This window comes from Streptomyces sp. NPDC007917 (assembly GCF_042959105.1).
Taxonomy (GTDB): Bacteria; Actinomycetota; Actinomycetes; order Streptomycetales; family Streptomycetaceae; genus Streptomyces.
This window is the reverse complement of the sequence record NZ_JBIBKK010000032.1, coordinates 1-18300: the sequence shown is the minus strand read 5'-3', so window position 1 is coordinate 18300 and position 18300 is coordinate 1. Positions and strand designations below refer to the sequence as shown.

The 18300-nt window shown below is 71.9% G+C and carries 16 protein-coding genes and 1 tRNA gene; 8 read left to right on the top strand and 9 right to left on the bottom strand.

Annotated elements, in window-relative coordinates; genetic code table 11:
* Window positions 1-74: 74 nt before the first annotated feature.
* Together ACFZDL_RS39840 and ACFZDL_RS39835 are read right to left on the bottom strand one after the other, a co-directional pair.
* The gene (locus tag ACFZDL_RS39840) at window positions 75-845 is read right to left on the bottom strand and encodes a YcnI family protein (protein WP_353590189.1); all 771 of its coding nucleotides are present in this window, start codon (window positions 843-845) and stop codon (window positions 75-77) included.
* 100 nt (window positions 846-945) lie between these two features.
* Window positions 946-1758 carry a hypothetical protein gene (locus tag ACFZDL_RS39835; protein ID WP_353590190.1) on the bottom strand — a complete coding sequence of 271 codons (813 nt, stop codon included), beginning with the start codon at window positions 1756-1758 and terminating at the stop codon, window positions 946-948.
* Between the two features lie 201 nt (window positions 1759-1959).
* Here ACFZDL_RS39835 and ACFZDL_RS39830 point away from each other — a divergent pair, with 201 nt between their 5' ends.
* Window positions 1960-2448: an ATP-binding protein gene (locus ACFZDL_RS39830; RefSeq protein WP_353590191.1), complete on the top strand. Its 489-nt coding sequence runs from the start codon at window positions 1960-1962 to the stop codon at window positions 2446-2448.
* Here the strand turns inward: ACFZDL_RS39830 and ACFZDL_RS39825 are convergent.
* From ACFZDL_RS39825 to ACFZDL_RS39815, 3 genes are all read right to left on the bottom strand, one after another.
* Window positions 2414-3931 (bottom strand): PLP-dependent aminotransferase family protein, encoded by a 1518-nt coding sequence (locus ACFZDL_RS39825; RefSeq protein ID WP_353590192.1) that lies wholly within the window; start codon window positions 3929-3931, stop codon window positions 2414-2416. The genes ACFZDL_RS39830 and ACFZDL_RS39825 overlap by 35 nt on opposite strands.
* A gap of 169 nt (window positions 3932-4100) precedes the next feature.
* Window positions 4101-5606, bottom strand: coding sequence for an aminopeptidase P family protein (locus ACFZDL_RS39820; protein WP_353590193.1), 1506 nt, complete (start codon window positions 5604-5606; stop codon window positions 4101-4103).
* Between the two features lie 142 nt (window positions 5607-5748).
* Window positions 5749-7248, bottom strand: coding sequence for a PP2C family protein-serine/threonine phosphatase (locus ACFZDL_RS39815; RefSeq protein ID WP_353590194.1), 1500 nt, complete (start codon window positions 7246-7248; stop codon window positions 5749-5751).
* Between the two features lie 584 nt (window positions 7249-7832).
* Between ACFZDL_RS39815 and ACFZDL_RS39810 the strand changes: the two genes are divergently transcribed.
* On the top strand, window positions 7833-8507 hold the full coding sequence (locus tag ACFZDL_RS39810) for a bifunctional DNA primase/polymerase (protein ID WP_353590195.1): 675 nt from the start codon (window positions 7833-7835) through the stop codon (window positions 8505-8507).
* A 630-nt stretch (window positions 8508-9137) separates the two neighbouring features.
* Here ACFZDL_RS39810 and ACFZDL_RS39805 read toward each other — a convergent pair.
* The 3 genes from ACFZDL_RS39805 to ACFZDL_RS39795 form a co-directional block, all read right to left on the bottom strand.
* Window positions 9138-10106 (bottom strand): DUF5926 family protein, encoded by a 969-nt coding sequence (locus ACFZDL_RS39805; protein WP_353590196.1) that lies wholly within the window; start codon window positions 10104-10106, stop codon window positions 9138-9140.
* A gap of 167 nt (window positions 10107-10273) precedes the next feature.
* Window positions 10274-10843, bottom strand: a complete 570-nt coding sequence (locus tag ACFZDL_RS39800) for an ATP-binding protein (protein ID WP_353590197.1) — start codon at window positions 10841-10843, stop codon at window positions 10274-10276.
* Window positions 10844-10983: 140 nt separating this feature from the next.
* On the bottom strand, window positions 10984-11817 hold the full coding sequence (locus tag ACFZDL_RS39795; RefSeq protein WP_353590198.1) for a glycerophosphodiester phosphodiesterase: 834 nt from the start codon (window positions 11815-11817) through the stop codon (window positions 10984-10986).
* A gap of 217 nt (window positions 11818-12034) precedes the next feature.
* Here ACFZDL_RS39795 and ACFZDL_RS39790 point away from each other — a divergent pair, with 217 nt between their 5' ends.
* From ACFZDL_RS39790 to ACFZDL_RS39770, 5 genes are all read left to right on the top strand, one after another.
* Complete coding sequence (locus tag ACFZDL_RS39790; protein ID WP_353590199.1) at window positions 12035-13627, top strand: trypsin-like peptidase domain-containing protein; 1593 nt, start codon at window positions 12035-12037, stop codon at window positions 13625-13627.
* Window positions 13628-13672: 45 nt separating this feature from the next.
* Window positions 13673-13759 (top strand) — tRNA-Ser (locus ACFZDL_RS39785).
* A 486-nt stretch (window positions 13760-14245) separates the two neighbouring features.
* A complete protein-coding gene (locus tag ACFZDL_RS39780) occupies window positions 14246-14401 on the top strand; it encodes a hypothetical protein (RefSeq protein WP_353590200.1) in 156 nt (51 codons plus the stop codon).
* Between the two features lie 126 nt (window positions 14402-14527).
* On the top strand, window positions 14528-15217 hold the full coding sequence (locus ACFZDL_RS39775) for a helix-turn-helix domain-containing protein (protein ID WP_353590201.1): 690 nt from the start codon (window positions 14528-14530) through the stop codon (window positions 15215-15217).
* A gap of 32 nt (window positions 15218-15249) precedes the next feature.
* Complete coding sequence (locus ACFZDL_RS39770; protein ID WP_353590202.1) at window positions 15250-15762, top strand: DUF3291 domain-containing protein; 513 nt, start codon at window positions 15250-15252, stop codon at window positions 15760-15762.
* Between the two features lie 330 nt (window positions 15763-16092).
* Here the strand turns inward: ACFZDL_RS39770 and ACFZDL_RS39765 are convergent, their stop codons facing one another.
* The gene (locus ACFZDL_RS39765; protein ID WP_353590203.1) at window positions 16093-16731 is read right to left on the bottom strand and encodes a helix-turn-helix domain-containing protein; all 639 of its coding nucleotides are present in this window, start codon (window positions 16729-16731) and stop codon (window positions 16093-16095) included.
* A 157-nt stretch (window positions 16732-16888) separates the two neighbouring features.
* On the opposite strand from ACFZDL_RS39765, the gene ACFZDL_RS39760 reads away from it, so the two are divergent.
* Window positions 16889-17725, top strand: coding sequence for an SDR family NAD(P)-dependent oxidoreductase (locus tag ACFZDL_RS39760; protein ID WP_353590204.1), 837 nt, complete (start codon window positions 16889-16891; stop codon window positions 17723-17725).
* The last annotated feature ends 575 nt before the right edge of the window (window positions 17726-18300 follow it).

Below are 18300 nucleotides of genomic sequence, written 5' to 3'. Positions count from 1 at the left end.
AAGAAAGTTGGATCGGTGGTGCAGGGGTGACGGGCTTGTCGCCCGCCACCCCTTTTGGCCAAGGGCGGTCAGGCTCAGGCGTTGCGGCGGCGGCCGGCGAGCACGCCGAAGGCGACGCCGGCGGCGCCGACGACGATGCCCACGACGCCCAGCACACGGGCGGTGGTGTCGCTGCTGTCACCGCTGGAGCCGGAGGCGGTCTTCTCGGCCTTCTCGGTCTTCTCAGCCTCCGCGCTGCTCTCGGCGCCGCTGCCCGTGTCGCCCGAGGCGGCGGCGCCGTGACCGTCGGAGCCCTCGGCCGGCTTGACGAGCTTGAGCACCGGCGCCGGGTTCTCCGGCTCCGGCTCGCCGTCCTTGGGCGCCTCGATCCAGCGCACGACCTCCTTGTCGTCGTACGTCTGCAGGGCCTTGAAGACGAGCTGGTCGGCGTCCTCGGGGAGCTGGCCCACCGACAGCGGGAACTGCTGGAAGGTGCCCGGCTCGATCTTGCCGCCGCTCCAAGTGACCTTGGTGACCGCCTCGCTGATCTTCTCGCCGTGCACCTCGACCGGCTTGGCGAGCTTGCTCTTGGTGAGCTTCACGTCCCAGCCGGGCACCGGCTGCGCCATCACCGAGACCAGCGGGTGGTCGGCGGGCAGGGTCACCTCGAGCTTGACGGTCGAGGCGTTGTCCTTCTCGTTGGGCACCTTGAAGGCGATGGTGCTGTAGCTGCCCTGCTCGGCCTGGCCGGGCTGCACGCTCACGTGCGCGAAGGCGGGTGTGGCGGCGAGCAGCACCAGGGCTCCCGCTGCGAGGCCGCCCATCATCGGAAGACGGCGAAGACGGCGAAGACGCATGGCGTTCATGACAAGACACTCCATGGACAGGAATGAATCAGGGTGGGTGTGTAGCGCGCGTGCGGCGACAGCGCGAACGCCCCGGTCCCGCCGGAGTGCGCCGCGTCGGTCAAGCCGCGAGGGCGAAGCGCGGCGGGCCCCGCCTGATCACACTGTGCTGGAGTACGAACGTCTTGGCCCCGGCGCCGGCGCCGTCATCGTCTTGCCCGGGCCTGCGCGGCCGGCGCACGGAAGCACCGTACGGCTCGTGCTGAGCGGCGCGCAGCGCGCGTACCAGCCGCAGCGCGGCGCGCAGCGCCCGTACGAGCGCGGCCTCCGCGACCCCGCGCGCCCCGTCCGCCGACAGCCGCACCGCCCGCCACACGGCCACCTCGCCGCGCCGCAGCAGCCAGCCGACGGCGAGGGCGGCGAGCAGATGCCCCACCACCATCGGCAGTGACGGCAGCAGGGTCGCCGGGTGCGCGGCCCCGATGGCCGGCCCGGACGGCGCCGGGCGCGCCGCGGCGGGGTCGAGCCCGGCGTGGCTGACGATCCGGTGTGCCGTGGCGGCGTCCAGCCGGACGTGGCCCGCGCCGCACAGCAGCCTTCCGGCCATGGCGGTCGCCCCGCCCTCGGAGCCGCCCGTCCCCGGGGCCATGGGCGTCTGCTGGGCGGTGCGCTGCCCGAGCGCGAAGAGCGCGTGCAGCGCGAGCTGGCCGACGCCGAGGACCGCCGCGATGCCCGGCAGCGAGCGCTCCCGCCCGGCCAGCGGCGCCACCACGGCGAACAGCGCCGCGCACCCCGCGCCCACCGTCCACAGCGGCACGGTCGTGCAGGAGGCGAGTACGTGCCCGCCCGCGGACAGCACAACGCAGACCGCGGTGAAGACCGCGGCCCGCAGTATCCGCAGATCGGCTCCGGCATGGCCGTGGGGGGCAGACATGGCCGCGCCATCATCCCACTGGGCCCGGATTTCCCCTACGGCGGGTGGGGCGTACCGCCGCACACCTGGACAGCCCCATACACCGCGATACGGAATATGCGCTTCCGCCGAATGAGGGGAGTCACGTCAATCGGACGCTTACGGACCATGGACACAGGCAATACGTAACGGTATGTCGAGCCGTGGCCGGGAGGCTGGAGTATGAGCATTTGGTGGTCACTCCATCTGCCGCGTGAGGCGGCGAGCGTCCCGCTCGCCCGGCGCCTGCTCATCGGCACCATGGAGACAGCCGGGGTCGATCCGGAAATCTCGTACGACTTGTCGGTCGCCCTCTCCGAGGCCTGTGCCAACGCGGTCGAGCACGGCGGTGGTTCGGACGGCGCGGGCGGGGACTACAGAGTCACGGCCTTCATCGACGGCGACACCTGCCGCATCGAGGTCACCGACTCCGGTCCCGGATTCCCCCGCCGCCCCTCCCGCCCCGACCGGGGCGACTGGGCCAAGACCCCCCAGGCGCACCCCACCGCCAGACAACCGGCCCCCGCCCAGGCAGAGCACGGGCGAGGGCTTTTTTTGATCGAGGCGCTGACCGACCGGGTCCGCTACCGCGACCGTCCGGGACACGGGGGCGTGGTGGTCAGCTTCGACAAGGTCCTCAAGTGGCGCGAGGACTCCCTGACGGGGGTGTAGCGCCGCCGAGGTCGGGCGGGAGCCCGTGGCACAGCGCGTCCAGCGCGCCGGCGAAGGAGTGGTCGGGCGGGGTGGCGTAGCCCACGACCAGGCCTTCGCGCGGCGGCCCCGCGGCGTCCGGGTGGCGATAGTCGGCCAGGCCCTCGATGGCGAGGCCCTGCCAGGCGGCGGCCTGGACGACGGACCGCTCGCTGCCCGGCGGCAGCTCGAGCACCGCGTGCAGCCCCGCCGCCACGCCGCTGACGCGGATGTGCGGGGCGCGTTCGGCGAGAGCGGCGACCAGCTGGTCGCGGCGGCGGCGGTAGCGCTGGCGCATCCGGCGGATGTGCCGGTCGTATCCGCCCGATTCGATGAAATCGGCGAGGGTCAGCTGATCGAGCGCGCTCACCCACGCCTCCCGGTCCCCCTTCGCGGCCAGGGCCTCGTCCACGAGGTGGTCGGGCAGCACCATCCAGCCAAGACGCAGGGCCGGGGACAGGCTCTTGCTGACCGATCCGACGTACAGGACATGGTCGGGGCCCAGGCCCTGGACGGCGCCCACCGGCTTGCGGTCGTAGCGGAACTCGCCGTCGTAGTCGTCCTCCAGGACCAGCCCGCCATGGGCCCGGGCCCAGTCGACGGCAGCTGCCCGGCGCCGCGGGTGCAGCGGACCGCCGGTGGGGAACTGGTGGGCGGGGGTGAGCAGCACCGTGCGTACGCCCTGGAGCGAGGCCAGCTCCTCGGTGCGGGCGCCGTCCGCGTCCAGGGACAGCGGCACGGTACGGATACCGGCCGCGGTGAGCAGCGAGCGGTGGAAGCCGAGGCCGTACGCCTCCACGGCCGCCGTGCCGCGCAGCGCCGCCGTCTGGGTCAGCAGCCGCAGCGCGTGGGCATACCCGGAGCAGATGACGATCCGGTCGGCGTCGGTGCGCACCCCGCGGACCCGGGCCAGGTACTCGGCCAGCGCGCGGCGCAGCTCCGGGCGCCCCTGCGGGTCGCCGGGGCCGAACGCCTCGTTGGGCGCGGCGGTCAGGGCGCGGCGGGCGGAGGCCAGCCACGCCGCGCGGGGGAAGGAGGCGGCATCGGGCTGGCCCTGCAGCAGATTGTGGACCGGCCCGGGAGGACGCGCGGGCGCCCTGCGGGCACGCCGTACGGGCACGTCTTTGGCCCCCGCGGCGGCGCGCGGCGCGCCCCTTCGGCTCACTCGCCGGGGCGGGGGCGGGGCGGCGCGGGGCGCGACCCGGGTGCCGGAGCCCTGGCGGGCGGTCAGCCAGCCCTCGGCGACCAGCTCGGCGTAGGCGTCGGCGACCGTGTTCCGGGCCAGGCCGAGGTCGACGGCGAGGGAGCGGTAGGGCGGCAGCCGGGTGCCGGGGGCGAGCCGACCGCTCCGGATGGCCTCGCGCAGCGCCCCCATCAGGGCCGCACGCCGACTGCCCGTCGCGGACAGCTCCAGGTGGAGGTCACTGCCGAGGCCGTCTGCCGAATTGACCCGGGATTCCGCCATGGAGCCGGACGATACCGCTGGTCACCACCCTTGCGGGCGCTGACCGACCGCCGATGGGCCGCCGAGCGACCGCTGACCGGTCGCCGAGTGACTGCTGACCGGTCGCCGAGTGACTGCTGACCGGCCGCCGAGCGACCGCTGACCGAGCCCTGCGAGCCTCGGTGGAGCCCTATGAGCCCTGCGCCAGGGCGGCCATCCAGGCCTCGACGTCGTCCGAGGTGCGCGGCAGGGCGGCCGAAAGGTTTCGGTTGCCGTCCTCCGTGACCAGGATGTCGTCCTCGATACGGACACCGATGCCCCGGTACTCCTCGGGCACGGTCAGATCGTCGGCCTGGAAGTACAGGCCGGGCTCGACCGTGAGGCACATGCCGGGCTCCAGGGTGCCCTCCGCGTACGCCTCCCGGCGGGCCACGGCGCAGTCATGGACGTCCATGCCGAGCATGTGGCCGGTGCCGTGCAGCGTCCAGCGGCGCTGCAGGCCCAGCTCAAGGACGCGCTCGACCGGGCCCTCGATCAGGCCCCACTCGACCAGCTTCGTGGCGAGGACCCGCTGGGCGGCGTCGTGGAAGTCGAGGTACTTCGCGCCCGGCTTGACCGCGGCGATGCCCGCCTCCTGCGCCTCGTACACCGCGTCGTAGATCTTGCGCTGCAGCGGGGTGAAGCGACCGCCGATGGGAATCGTGCGGGTCACATCGGCGGTGTAGAGCGTGGGCGTCTCCACGCCCGCGTCCAGGAGCAGCAGCTCCCCGGAGCGGACCGGGCCGTCGTTGCGCACCCAGTGGAGCGTGGTGGCGTGCGGGCCCGCGGCGCAGATGGAGGCATAGCCGACGTGGTTGCCCTCGACGCGGGCGCGCAGGAAGAACGTGCCCTCGATATAGCGCTCGGAGGTGGCCTCGGCCTTGTCGAGGACCTTCACCACGTCCTCGAAGCCGCGCACGGTCGAGTCGACGGCCGCCTGCAGCTGGCCGATCTCGAACTCGTCCTTGACCAGGCGCTGCTCGCTGAGGAACGTCCGCAGCTCCGCGTCGCGCTCGCCGGTGACCTTGTCCGTCAGCGCCGCCTCGAGACCGGCGTCGTGGCCGCGCACGATGCGCACCGGGCCGGTCGCGGCCCGCAGCTCGCCGGCGAGCTCGCGCACGTCCTTGGCCGGCAGGCCCAGCAGCTGCTCGGCCTCGGCGAGGCTGTGGCGGCGGCCGACCCACAGCTCGCCCTGGCCGTCCAGCCAGAACTCGCCGTTCTCACGGTTGGAGCGGGGCAGCAGGTACACGGTCGAGGTGTGGCCCTCGGCGCCGTCCGGCTCCAGGACGAGGACGCCGTCGTGGGTCTGGTCGCCGGTCAGGTACGCGTACTCCGTGGCGGCGCGGAAGTCGTACTCGGTGTCGTTGGAGCGGGTGCGCAGATTGCCCGCGGGAATGACCAGGCGCTCCCCGGGGAATCGCGCGGAGAGCGCGGCCCGGCGGCGGGCCGTGTGCGGCGCCTGCTCGATGGGCTCCAGGCCGCGGAGCTCGGTGTCGGCCCACCCTGACTTCATGTTTTCGGCGAGCTCGTCGGAAACGCCTGCGTAAAGGCTGTTCTTCCGCTGCTTGATGGGCTGCTCCCCGGCCTCTGGGGTCTCCAGGGCCTCGGAAGTGGGCTCCTCGGTCACGTCATCCTCCTCGAGCTGGACCGTGTCCATGGTAGGTGGGGGGTATGACAGCCGGGATGTGTGAGATCTGCCGGTGATCGCGGGCTGCGGCTGGTTTCGTGTGATTGGACGGCTTTGTGGTCGGCTGGTGGGGTAGGCGGGTGGGATCGGCTGGCGTGGCCGGCGGGCGTGGTCAGTCGAAGTGGGCGACGAGCAGGACGACGTCCTCCGCGCCGTCGTCCGCGCTCCCGCCCTGACCCGTCCCGCCCCCCGGGAGGACCGTGCGCAGCAGATGGTCCGCGAAGCGGTCCGGATCGCCCCGTACGGCCCTGGGGGCGCTCGCGGCGGCCGTGTGCAGCCGCGCGAAGGCCCGGTCCATGGGCTCTCCCGTGCGGTGGAGCAGCCCGTCGCTGTAGAAGAGGAGCGTTTCTCCACGGCCCGGCTCGAGCTCCACGCTGGGCGCTTCCCAGCAGGAGAGCATGCCGAGCGGCGCGGACAGGGCCGTCTCCACGAACTGGGTGCGCCGCTCGCCGGTGATCAGGGGCGGGCAGTGCCCGGCCCCGGCCAGCACCAACCTGCGCGGCAGGGGCTCGTAGTAGGCGAAGAGCGCGGTCGCGGAGCGGGCGGGCTCGGTCAGCCGCAGCAGCAGTTCGAGATCGGAGAGCACGGCCACCGGGTCCTCGCCCTCCATCACGGCGTACGCGCGCAGGGACGCCCGCAGCCGACCCATCGCGGCGACCGCGCTGGGTCCGGAACCGGTCACCCCGCCGACGGACAGGCCGAGCGCGCCGTCGGGCAGGGGCAGCGCGTCGTACCAGTCGCCGCCCCCGCGGGGAGCGGCGCGGTGGCGTACGGCGAGGCGGACTCCGGGGATCCGGGGCAGCCGCGTGGGCAGCAGCTCCTCCTGGACGGTCGCGGCGGTGGCGCGGGCGCGGGCGAGTTCGACCAGCCGGGCGAGGTGCGCGGCGGCGTAGCGGCAGTACAGGCCCACCAGGTGGCGCTGGCGCTCCGCGGGCTCGGCCGGTTCGTCGTACAGCCACGCCGCCGCGCCGAGCCGCCCGGCGGGTCCTGTGGCTCCGCCGGGGCCGCCCCGGGTGCCTTCGGGGCTGCCCCCGGGGCCTTCGGGGCCGCTGCCCGTGCCCGTACCGGGGTCGGCGAGCGGGTCCAGGGCCACGGCGTAGCTCGCGGAGTAGCCGAGGCGGGCGGCGACTTCGCGGTGGCGCGGGTCGAGTTCGGCTTCGCCCGGGATGTCGGGGTGGGCGACGCCGGGCCGCGGCTCGCCGTCCGGCTCGGGCAGCCCGTCCAGGAGGTGGCCGGCGGCGGACGCGGAGCCGCGCGGGATCGTCTCGATATGGCCGAGGTCGGCGCGCCCGAGGCCCAGGCCGACGGTGGTGACCGGGCCGAGCCCGTCGGCCGGTTCCAGCGCGACCAGCCCGCGCCGGGCGCCGACGAGCGAGGCTCCGGCGCGCAGGAGTTCGTGCAGCGCGTCGTCCAGCGTGCCCGTAAGGGCGAGTCGCTCGGTGAGTTCGTGGAGGGTGGTCAGGTCCGAGACCCACCTTGCCAGATGGTCCTGGACAGCGGGATCGGCGGCGGGGTTGGGGGCGGGGGGCGGCGTGACGGGGTCGGAAGTGTGCGTGGGGGTGGGGAGGGAAGGATCGATTCCGGCCACTTTCGGCGGATGCGGCGAGCTCATGGCCCGCTGCCTTCGCATGCGGCCGCCGGCTTGCTCAACAGCATCGCAAACCCCCTGTCGTGCTGCGCCGCTACTGTGCCGCTACTGTCTCCAGATGTACACGCACCCGAGAGGCGATGTCCAGCATTGTCCCGGTGGTCTTGTTGGTGTCTGTGCTGAATTGAACTTGGCCGAAAAGAGGTCGTTACGTTGCCTATTTAGGGTCGACTGGCGTCATTCGACAGCGCGTCGTCTCCGCCGCGGCGGGTACACATCGGGTACGCATTCGGAGAAGGGCAGGGGCAGTTGGGACCGCCCCGGAACCCCGTGGCCGGTCCAGGCGTCATAGACGGCAACGGCCGGCGCCCATCCCCGAGTGGCGAGGGAACGCACCACTGAAGACGGCAAGCGCCATGCGCGCGCCACCCTTCGCCACGTTCCACGCCCGGCCCGCGGCGTGATGCGCTGCCTTGTACGCGCAGTGACTTGTGATCCACGTGGTGTAACGGGTCGAACACCTCCGGACAGCGCCACGTAGTGCCATGTGAAGTGCCATGTAGTGCGACGGAACAGCCCTCGGCGTTAACGGAAAGGAACGAGCGCTCATGCGCGAGATCCTCGGAAGGCGACGCAAGTTCTCGCTGCGGCGCGGTGCGCGATCGCCGCTGCTCCGTGCGGCGCTCACCTGCGCCACCGAGTGGCAGTGGCCCGTACTCCCCGGCGTGGGCCTGGCGCGCGGCGGCGGACGGCCGCGCGCGTGCGGATGCCCCCAGCCGGACTGCGCGGTGCCCGGCGGCCACCCCTTCGACCCGGTCCTCCTCGCGGCGACCACCGACCCGCGCATGGTGCGCTGGTGGTGGACGAACCGCCCGACCGCGCCCGTACTCCTCGCCACCGGAGGGCGCGGCCCGTGCGCGGTGAGCCTGCCCGCGGTCGCCGGGATGCGGGCCCTGGACGCCTTCGAGCGGTCCGGTGTGCGGCTCGGCCCCGTGATCGCCACGCCCACCCGCTGGGCGCTCCTGGTGGCCCCGTACTCCCTCGAAGAGCTCGGCGACCTGCTGTACCGCCAGGACTGGGTGCCCAGCTCGCTGCGGTTCCACGGCGAGGGCGGCTATCTGGTGCTGCCCCCCTCGCAGATCGGCGCGGGCGGGGCGCGCTGGGAGCGGGCCCCGCTGCGCCGCGGCGGGCGACCGTGGCTGCCCGAGGTGGCCACGGTGGTGGACGCGCTGGTCGAGGCGAGCAGCAGCGCCCCCGACGGCGGCAGCCGACTCGCCTACTGACGTCTGCCGCGCCTCCTGCACCGCCGCCTCCCGGTGGCCTCCTGTACCGCCGCTGCACCGCCGCCTCCCGGTGGGTGGCCTCCTGCACCGCCGCCTTTCGGGCGCGCCTGTTGACCCCGCGCCGCCCCGCCGTACGCGTGAGCGCGGGGGCACGGCGCGGCTCGCGAATGGCCCACGGGGCGCCGGAGAGGCGGCGAGCGGCGCCGGGGGCGCCGTCCCGGGGCCACGGGGGCCACGAGGCCGTCCGCGGCGCGGAGACGGCCGTGTGTGCCCTCGCGGCTGTGGTTGCGGCTGTGGTTGCGGCTGCGACGGGAGCGGTCCGCGGCCGCGAGGAGAACGGGCCGGCGCGGAGGCGGGAGCGGTTCGCCGGGACCGCGCGGTACGGGACTCAACTCGCGGCATGGCGGGGGAGGTTGGGCGCCCTCCGCGCATGCGCGGGGCGCGGACATGGAAGCGCCCGGTCGCTGGCGACGGGGGATGCACCAGCGACCGGGCTTTTAAAACCGTAACAAGAGATCGGCGGTTCGCAAATTCGATCGCGGATTTCCGGACGCGTAATTGCAGGGTGTAGCGGGAGTTGTGAGCAGTGTCACGCGTACGGTTTCCCTGCGCTTGAGCCCGGTATGACCGTCAGCTGAGCGTCACCTGACGGTTGGTGAGTCCGCCGCGCGCCCGACGCTGTTCGGCGGTCAGCGGGGCGTCCGAGGTCAGCGCCTCGGCAAGCCGCTCCGCGAACGCCTCGGCGGGCTTCTCCGTCTCCTCCGCGCCCATCGCGCCGGGCAGGTCCCACACCGGCACGGTCAGGCCGTGCGCCCGGAAGGAGCCGACCAGCCGGGTGCCTTCGCCGAGCGAGGAAGCGCCCGCGGCGTGCAGCCGCGCGAGGGCGTCGAGCAGCTTCTCCTCCGGGTGGGACATCACCCAGCGCAGGTGGTTCTTCTCCGGCGTCCGGCACCAGTAGGCGGCCTCGACACTGGTGAGCCGGGCGGTCGGGATGGCGGCCGCGTTCGCCCGTTCGAGGGATGCGGCGACCTCACCGGTGGCGTTCGTGGCGTCCTCGAGCCAGAACTCGAACCCCTCGTGCAGGGTCGGCGAAAAACCGCCCTTCGGATCGAGCAGATCCTGCAGCCGCGGGCCCTCTCCGGAGACCCGCTCGGCGGCGACCGGCGTCCCCGGCTCGGCGGTCAGGGCGCGCTGCAGGGTGTCGGCCAGGTCGCGGCTGATGTCGCCGGAGGCGGTGTCGTTCTGCAGGCCGAGCAGCACCGCGCCGTTGTCGCGGCGCAGCGCCGGCCAGGCCATGGGCAGCACGGTCGCGAGGGTCACGGACGGGACGTCCTCGGGCAGGCCCTCGACGAGGTTCAGCTCGACGGTGGCGGCGGGGACGAGCTCGCGCAGCGCGACCCAGTCGCATTCGCCGGGCAGCCCCTCGAAGGGGCGCTGCACCAGTTCGGTGACGGCGTGCGCGGCCTCCCGGCCGTGGCAGGCCTTGTAGCGGCGACCGGAGCCGCACGGGCAGGGCTCGCGCGCCCCCACCACGGGGATCTCCGCGCTCGTGACCCGCGGTCCGGCCTTCGTCGTCTGGGGGCGGCGCTTCTTGCCCATGGCGTGGCTGTCTCCCGATCGTGCGGCTCGTGGCGTCCTCGTACGGCCGCGTGCGTCTCGTACGGCCACGGTCGCTCCGCACGGCCCGTACGACTGGTACGGGCGGGAGCCTAGCCCTTTGGCCGAACCCAGTCGGCGAACCCCGTCGGCGAGGCCGGCCGCGTGCCCTAGGCGAGCTCGTCCAGATCGGCGAAATCGAGATCGGGGCCGAGGTCCGGGCCGAGGCCGGGATCAAGATCGGGGTCGAGATCGGGGGCGAGCCTCGGGAGAAGGGTGACGGGCCTGCTGAACCCGTCACGGAAGCCGTCATGGGCGGGAAGCGACGCCCAGACCGTCACTTCCCCGGTGCCGTCGCGCACCCCCCAGTCCTCGGCGAGCGACGTGATGATGTTGAGCCCGCGGCCGCCACGCGCAGTGATCGAGGGATTGGCCGGAACCGGCCTTGTCGGCCCGCCGCCGTCGGTCACTTCGACGGTCAGCCGGGCGTACTCGTCGACACGCCAGGCCGCCCGGACGGTCCCGTCGCCAGGATCGGAGCCCAGTGGCCGACCGTGCCGCCATGCGTTGCTGAGCAATTCCGAAAGGATCAGTACCGCATCGTCTATGACCGAATCCGATACCCCAGTCCTGCTCAAATCGTCACGCATCCGGTGCCGTGCCGCACCTACGCCCGCAGGACCATGGGGTACGGCCATGGTCGAAGACGTCGGCACCTGCCGTGCCACCACCAACGCCACCCCCGAGACCTCCTTAGCCCCACGCCACGGGATGGATGCCCCGCCGGGCTGAAGCAGAAACAGGCCATGTGGCATCTGGTGACGCACTCGTCACGGTCAAATACGTACCGAACGCGCCGGTGCACGCCTTGTAATGCCCATTATGAGCGTCCGAGTTGTGACAGTACCTGTTTGGGGCGGTTCGTAATCACCGCGTCGACGCCCAGGTGAGCGCAGAGTTCGACGTCGGTCGGGTCGTCGACGGTCCATACGTGCACTCGGTGCCCCGCACGGTGCAGACGCGCCACATAGCCGGGGTGATTGCGTACGATCCGGATGCTCGGCCCCGCGATGCGCACCCCGCGCGGCAGCGCGCCGTCCCGGTGGCGCGGCAGGACGAACTGCATCAGATAGACCGTGGGGACCGCGGGCGCCGCCGCGTGCACCCGGTACAGCGAGCGCGCCGAAAAGCTCATCACGCGCACCCGCGAGGGCTCGCCGGGCGGCGGGGAGTCGAGGCCGTAGCGGCGGAGCAGTTCGATCAGCCGCTGTTCGACCTGGCCGGCCCAGCGGGTGGGGTGCTTGGTCTCGATGGCCAGCTCGACGCGGCGCCCCGCGTCGGCGACGAGTTCCAGGAGCCGTTCGAGGGTGAGGACCGCGGTGTTGTCGCGGCTGTCGCGGTCCGGCTCCTCCTTGTCGCTCGCCTGTCCCTTCCAGGAGCCGAAGTCCAGGGCGGCGAGATCGGCCAGCTCCAGCGCGGAGACGGCGCCCCGGCCGTTGGAGGTGCGGTTGACGCGGCGGTCGTGGACGCAGACCAGGTGCCCGTCCGCGGTCATCCGGATGTCGCATTCGAGCGCGTCGGCGCCGTCCTCGATGGCCCGGCGGTACGCGGCCAGGGTGTGTTCCGGGGCGTCCTCGGACGCGCCGCGGTGGGCCACGACGGAGGGGGTGTGCGGACCGGGGCGGATGTCCCGGTCCGGGCGCGCATAGGTCACCGCGTTATGGTGCCACCGCCCGGCGCGGGGCGGTGCGGGAGGTCCCGTCCACCGTCGCGCGGATTGGCGGCGGTCCGTTTTGTCCGGGATAAAGGGTGGTAGCCCATGAGGTCGCCGCTCCTTACAGCGGTCTGACGCGCGGTGGGAAAAGCTTACGTCGGACATCCGTAAGCATGGGTCGCCCGAAGGAAACTGTCGTGCACATGAGGAGTGAGCTGTGAGCACCGAGAACGAGGGCGCTGCCGTTCCGCCTGAGGCCGGGTCGCGTCAGGCCCCTCCGACGCCGCACCCCGACCCCGCCGCGCCCCCGGCGCCCGACTTCAAGCCGGCGGTCGGCGCGGCCCCGGACGCCCCGTCCGGGCCCATAGGCCCGTCGGGGGAGTCGGCGGCGGGGTCCCGCTTGCCCGAGCCCGCGCCCCCGGCCCCCACCCCGGCCGCGCCGCCGGCCCCGCCCGCGACCCCGCCCGCCGTCGCGCCTCCGGCCGTCGCGTCTCCGGCTGCCACGGCCGACGGCGTCCCGGCGGCCGCGGGCTCCGGCGGTACGGCGGCGTGGTGGTCGGAAGGCGGGCCCGCCCAGGACGGCTCGCAAGGCTCTCAGGGCTCCCAAGGCTCACTCGGCTCCCCCGGCGGCCCGGACAGCCCGTGGGGGGCCGTTCCCGCCCCGCCCTCCCAGCCCCCGGCGCGCAAGCGCTCCGGCGGGCTTGTCGCCGCCCTCCTGGCCGCCGTCCTCGTCGCCGGAGGCATCGGCGGCGGCATCGGCTACTGGGCCGCCGACCAGGGGGACAGCGGCGACTCGACCACGATCTCGGCCCTCGGCAACCCGAAGTCGGAGAGCCGCGCGCCGGGCTCGGTGTCCGACATCGCGGGCAAGGCCCTGCCGAGCGTGGTCACCATCGAGGCCCAGGGCAGCAACGGCGAGGGCGGCACCGGCACCGGCTTCGTCTATGACACACAGGGCCACATCCTCACCAACAACCACGTCGTCGCCTCCGCCGCCGACAACGGCAAGCTCACCGCCACCTTCTCCAACGGCAAGCGGTACACCGCCGAGGTCGTCGGCCGCGCCCAGGGCTACGACGTCGCCGTCGTCAAGCTGAAGAACGCCTCGGGCGCCAAGCTCAGCCCGCTCCCGCTCGGCAACTCCGACAAGGTCCAGGTCGGCGACGCCACCGTCGCCATCGGCGCGCCCTTCGGCCTCTCCGGCACCGTCACCACCGGCATCGTGAGCGCCAAGAACCGCCCGGTCGCCTCCAGCGACGGCGGCGGTGGCAACGCCTCGTACATGAGCGCCCTGCAGACCGACGCCTCCATCAACCCCGGCAACTCCGGCGGCCCGCTGCTGAACGGGGACGGCGGCGTCATCGGCATCAACTCCGCCATCCAGTCCGCGGGCAACGGCGGTGGCCTCGGTGGCGAGACCCAGCAGTCCGGCAGCATCGGCCTCGGCTTCGCCATCCCCATCAACCAGGCCAAGCACGTCGCCCAGCAGCTGATCAAAACCGGTGAGCCGGTCTACCCGGTGATCGAGGCCACGGTCAACATGAAGGACACCGGCAGCGGCGCCACCATCGCGAGCAACGGCGCCGGCGGCAGCCAGGCGGTCGTCCCCGGCGGCCCGGCCGACAAGGCGGGCCTGAAGGCCGGCGATGTCATCGTCAAGCTGAACGACACGGTGATCGACAGCGGCCCGACCCTGATCAGCGAGATCTGGACCCACAAGCCGGGCGACAAGGTCACCATCACCTACAAGCGCGACGGCAAACAGTCCACGACCCAGGTCACCCTGGGACAGCGCAAGGGTGACAGCTGACGCGCTAGGCTGATCCCCGCGCCGCCCCAGGCGGGCCCGGCGCGAGGAGGCTTGCCCGAGCGGCCTAAGGGAACGGTCTTGAAAACCGTCGTGGCAGCGATGTCACCGAGGGTTCAAATCCCTCAGCCTCCGCCGCTAAATGGCCCCTGACCTGCGATCGAGGTCGGGGGCCTTCGCCTTGTCCACTGCCCGCCGTTGGCCGCTGTTCCCCGTGGTTTCCCGCTGGACCGGGCACGCGGGGGCGCGTGCCCGAGTCGGTGGAGCGGCTTTGGCCGGTGTCCTGCCCGGTTTGGGGTCGAGCATGATCAGTTTTCCGTCCCGGATCGGGATGCCGTACGAGCCGGACAACTGCCCTGAGCTGGGACGGGGCCTGGGTCGAACCGGCGACCTTTCGCTTTTCAGGCCCAGCGGGGTGCTTCCTGGGGGCCGTTTCGCCTGGCTCGGCGGTCCGCTGACGTCGGCGTACGGGGCCGTTGGCGTCACGGCTGGCGTCAGGCGGCCTCTTCGTTCCGAACTACCGGCGTTGGCGATTCACCCTTCACCTCACAGTCCCATCCGGAAGCGTTTGCAAGGGAGACGGGAAGGGACCACAGTCGGGAGGGAAAGGAGGAGTGCACCATGATCGTCCTTGCGATCTTTCTTCTCACCATCGGGACGATCTTGATCCTTATCGGGATGATCTTGACTGTCCTCGGGGCGCTCCTGATCCTTATGGGGGGAGCCTTGGTCGCCATCGGGATTTATTTGCTCATCCGGAAAGCACTGAGGCACTGACACTCGCCGGGAATGATCAAACGGGCACGCCACCTGCATGTCAGACAGGCCACGTGAGTCGGGCACACTGGCCGGGGTCGCGTCCGCCCTTCTATCTCCAACCTGTGTTGTTTCTAGAATGGCCGGGTGGAGGACATTGACGCGATCGCGGCGTTGCAGGATCCGGTGCGGCGTCGCCTGTACGAGTACGTGGTGGCGCAGGGCCGCGAGGTCGGGCGCAACGAGGCCGCCGAGGCGGCCGGGGTTGCGCGCACGCTCGCTGCACACCATCTGGACAGGCTGGCCGAGGTCGGGCTGCTGGAGAGCGGCAGCCGCCGCCTGTCGGGCCGCTCGGGGCCGGGGGCGGGCCGTCCCGCCAAGGTGTACACGCGGGCGCGGGCAGAGCTGTCGGTGTCGCTGCCCGCCCGCGACTACCGCACTGCCGCCGCGCTGCTCGCTGAGGCGGCCGAGCAGGCCGGGCTGGATGCCGGGCTGTGTGCGGTGGCGCGCCGCCGGGGTGAGGTCCTGCGTGGCTCGGCTGCGCCCTGCGGCGGTCTTGAAGAGGCCATGGAGATGCTGGCCGCCCGCGGCTACGAACCACACCTGGAAGACGTCGAGGACGCCGAAGGGGTGTCGGGGGCGGCCGCGAGTGTCGTGCGGATGCGCAACTGCCCCTTCCATGCCGTCGCCGAACGCTTCCCGCCCTTGGTCTGCGGCATGAATCTCGCGCTGCTGGAGGGGCTGTTCGGCACGGACGGCCCCGTCCGCGCCCGCATGGACCCCCGGCCGGGGGAGTGCTGTGTGGTGGTCGAGAATTCTAAAAACAACATTGATTGACATAGAAATGGGGGCCATGCTGGGATGAGGCCATGACCGCATCCGTGCATGCCGCCCACCTCGCCCACCTCAACGTCGCCACGCTCCGACACCCCCTTGACGACCCGCGCACGGCGCCGTTCGTCGAACTGCTCGACCCGGTCAACGCCTCCGCCGACGCCGCGCCCGGCTTCGTGTGGCGGCTCGTGGAGGAGGGGGCGGCCGACGCCACCGGCCTGCGCCCGGCGGGCGACGACGTCATCGTCACCCTGTCGGTGTGGGAGACGCAGGAAGCCCTGTGGGACTTCACCTACCGCAGCGGGCACCTGGAGGCCATGCAGCGGCGCCGCGAGTGGTTTGAACGGCACGTCGAGGCGCACCTGGTGCTTTGGTGGGTCCCCGTCGGCCACCTCCCGACCGTCGACGAGGCCCTGGAGCGGCTGGCGGACCTGCGGGCGCACGGGCCGTCCCCCCGCGCGTTCACCTTCGCCTCCTCCTACACCGCGGCCGAGGCCCTCCAGCACCTTCAGGCCGCGCCGCCAACGCAAGCTGAAGCAATTAACTGATCCACAGGTCTTGACGATTACTCGCCACAAGACGGGGCCTGGCTGACTGGGCTAGCTGCTCCACAACCACTTCGACGACGCCCCCGCGACGGCAGAGTGGGCCTCACGAAAGCGTGATGGATGTTCGTATGGCTGGTGGGCTTTCCCTGCGGCCAGGTAGAGCTTTCGGGCTGAGGGGGTATCCCGCTTTGCCGCGCGACGCGTGCAGTTCGCCACCTCGCCCGACGTCAGCAGAGGCGGCGCCGTTGTAGCGGCAATGCGGCCTGCCCCTCGCCGGCGGTGTTGGCGCTCTTTGAAACTGGTTCTGTCAGCGATCTCGTGAACGCCAAGTCAGCCGAGGCTGCCAGGGCTGGGCAGCGATGTCTGGCGCGGCTGGGCGCGAAGCCCGTCGAGAATGATCGCCAGATAGCGTCGCCACAGCTCGGAGGTACGTTCCCCGGGCAGGGCCATGACGGCGTCGATCATTGCGGCGATCGGTGCGATGTCGGTCTCGGTGACCCCGTCGCGCAGCACACCTTGAGTGCGGGCCCGTGCCACGAGAGCCTCGCAGTGCGATGTGATCTCCCGCCGCGCTCGGGCGAGGCCAGTACCCTCGACAGCGCCGTGACGCATCAACTCGCGCAGCCCGCGGTTGTGCGCGGCCCGCCCCAGGGCTTCCTCAAGGAAGCCGGCAAGAGCGGTGAAGGCGTCGCCCTCGGCCCGGGCTTTTTGCGCCATTGCCGCGATCTCGTCGAGCTCTTCGGTGAAGACGGCCTCCGCGAGCGCCTGCTTGTCGGGGAATTTCCGGTAGACGGTGCCCACTCCGAGCCCGGCGTGGTGTGCGACGTCGTTGAGCGTGGCCTGCAGTCCGCGTGCGGCGAAGACCTCGCGTCCGGCTTGGAGGATGCGTTGGCGATTGAGTTCGGCATCCCGCCTCAGCGGACGTGCCCCTGCCGCAGCAGGCTCCTCGTCCCCCCTCTGTCTGTCCATGGACTGCCCCTCCGGTGACGCGAACGATCCGTAACTGGATACATCATATCCGCTTCATGCTACGGTCCTGACAGAACCGGATATCGGGTATCCGGATAGTGGTTGGGGGCGACTCGCCGCCCGTCGTCGCACTGCTCGGAGGGAAGGAGAGCCAGGGATGCAGACTGTGGTCATCACCGGAGGAACCGACGGGCTTGGAAAGGGGCTCGCACTGCACTACCTGCGCCAAGGAGCGCGCGTGATCGCCGTGGGGAGCACACCCGCCAAGGGTGAGGCCCTGTTGGCCCAGGCGGCGACGGTCTCATCCGTTGGCCGCGCGATCTTCCTGCAAGCCGATCTGACGTCGGTCGCGGCGGCCAAGGACCTGGTCGCCACGGTCGAGAGCACCTATTCCTCGGTGGACAAACTCATCCTGTGCGCCCAGCGGTACCGGCTCTTCGGCTCCCGCACTGTTACCCCCGAGGGCTTCGAACACAGTTTCGCCCTCGCCTATCTGAGCCGCTACGCCCTCAGTCACGGCCTGCGCAAGGTGCTGGAGTCCGCGCCACAGCCTGTCATTATGAACGTGGCAACTCCCGGTGTCCCCTTGGGCCGGATCCACTGGGACGATCTGCAACTAGCGCGCCGCTACAGCGGCTTCAAGGCCACGCTGCAGTCCTTCCGTGCCAACGACCTGCTCGGCGTGGCCTTTGCCGCCCTGTATGCCGAGACCCCGATTCGCTATGTCGGCTACAACCCGGGCGTGGTGTCGACCGGCATGCCCGGCCACCTGCCACAACCGCTCCGCGCCCTCACCAAGGCGTCCTTCACCCTGTTCGCCGCTTCGGTGACGAAGGCTGTCAAGCCGATGGCCTGTCTCCTGGACGAACCACCAGGCGAACGCTTCACCGCCTACCGCGCCACGCGCCAGCTGCCCTTGAAGGGCCCGGAGTTTGACCAGGCCAACGCGTTGCGCCTGCACCACCTCACGCACGACCTGATTGACGCGGTGTGAGGACGCGGGCTCACGGAAGCTCGAAGGCTGCCGCCGGCCCGCCGCCGGGGGGCGTCCAAGGCTGCTCCGGGCTGCTGCGGAGACTGATGGTTGGGGCTTGATGGCGGGTTGCCGCTGCCCATGCAGCGGCTTGGCGCGGAACTTCCAGAGCACCGCGATGCTGTGCCCCGCCCGCCGGTCGACCTCCACCAAGATCTACGCCAGCCTTGGTTCAAGGAGCTCGCAGTCGCGCTCGGTCAGCGCTGTCGCCTGAGCGCAGGACGGGCGAGCCCTTTCAAACGCTCCGTGCGCCCTCACTTCGCACACCGCGCCCGCGCGCCTCAATCATGCTTGCGTGGTAATGAGCCGGGTTGTGCGGTTCGCCGGTGATCGGCTGGGCAACTCTGATTGCGGGTGTCTCCAACTCCCGGCGATCACGGAGGAAGTGATTCATTGATTTCAGGGGACGGTTGAGGTCATGCGTCGTGGGGGGGGGCGGGCTTTGGGGGCCGCCGCGGCGGGGGCCGCGCCCCCCCCCTGGAAGCCGCGCGTTATAGTGTGGGGAGGAAGCAATACTAGGGGCAGGCGTGTGGGAG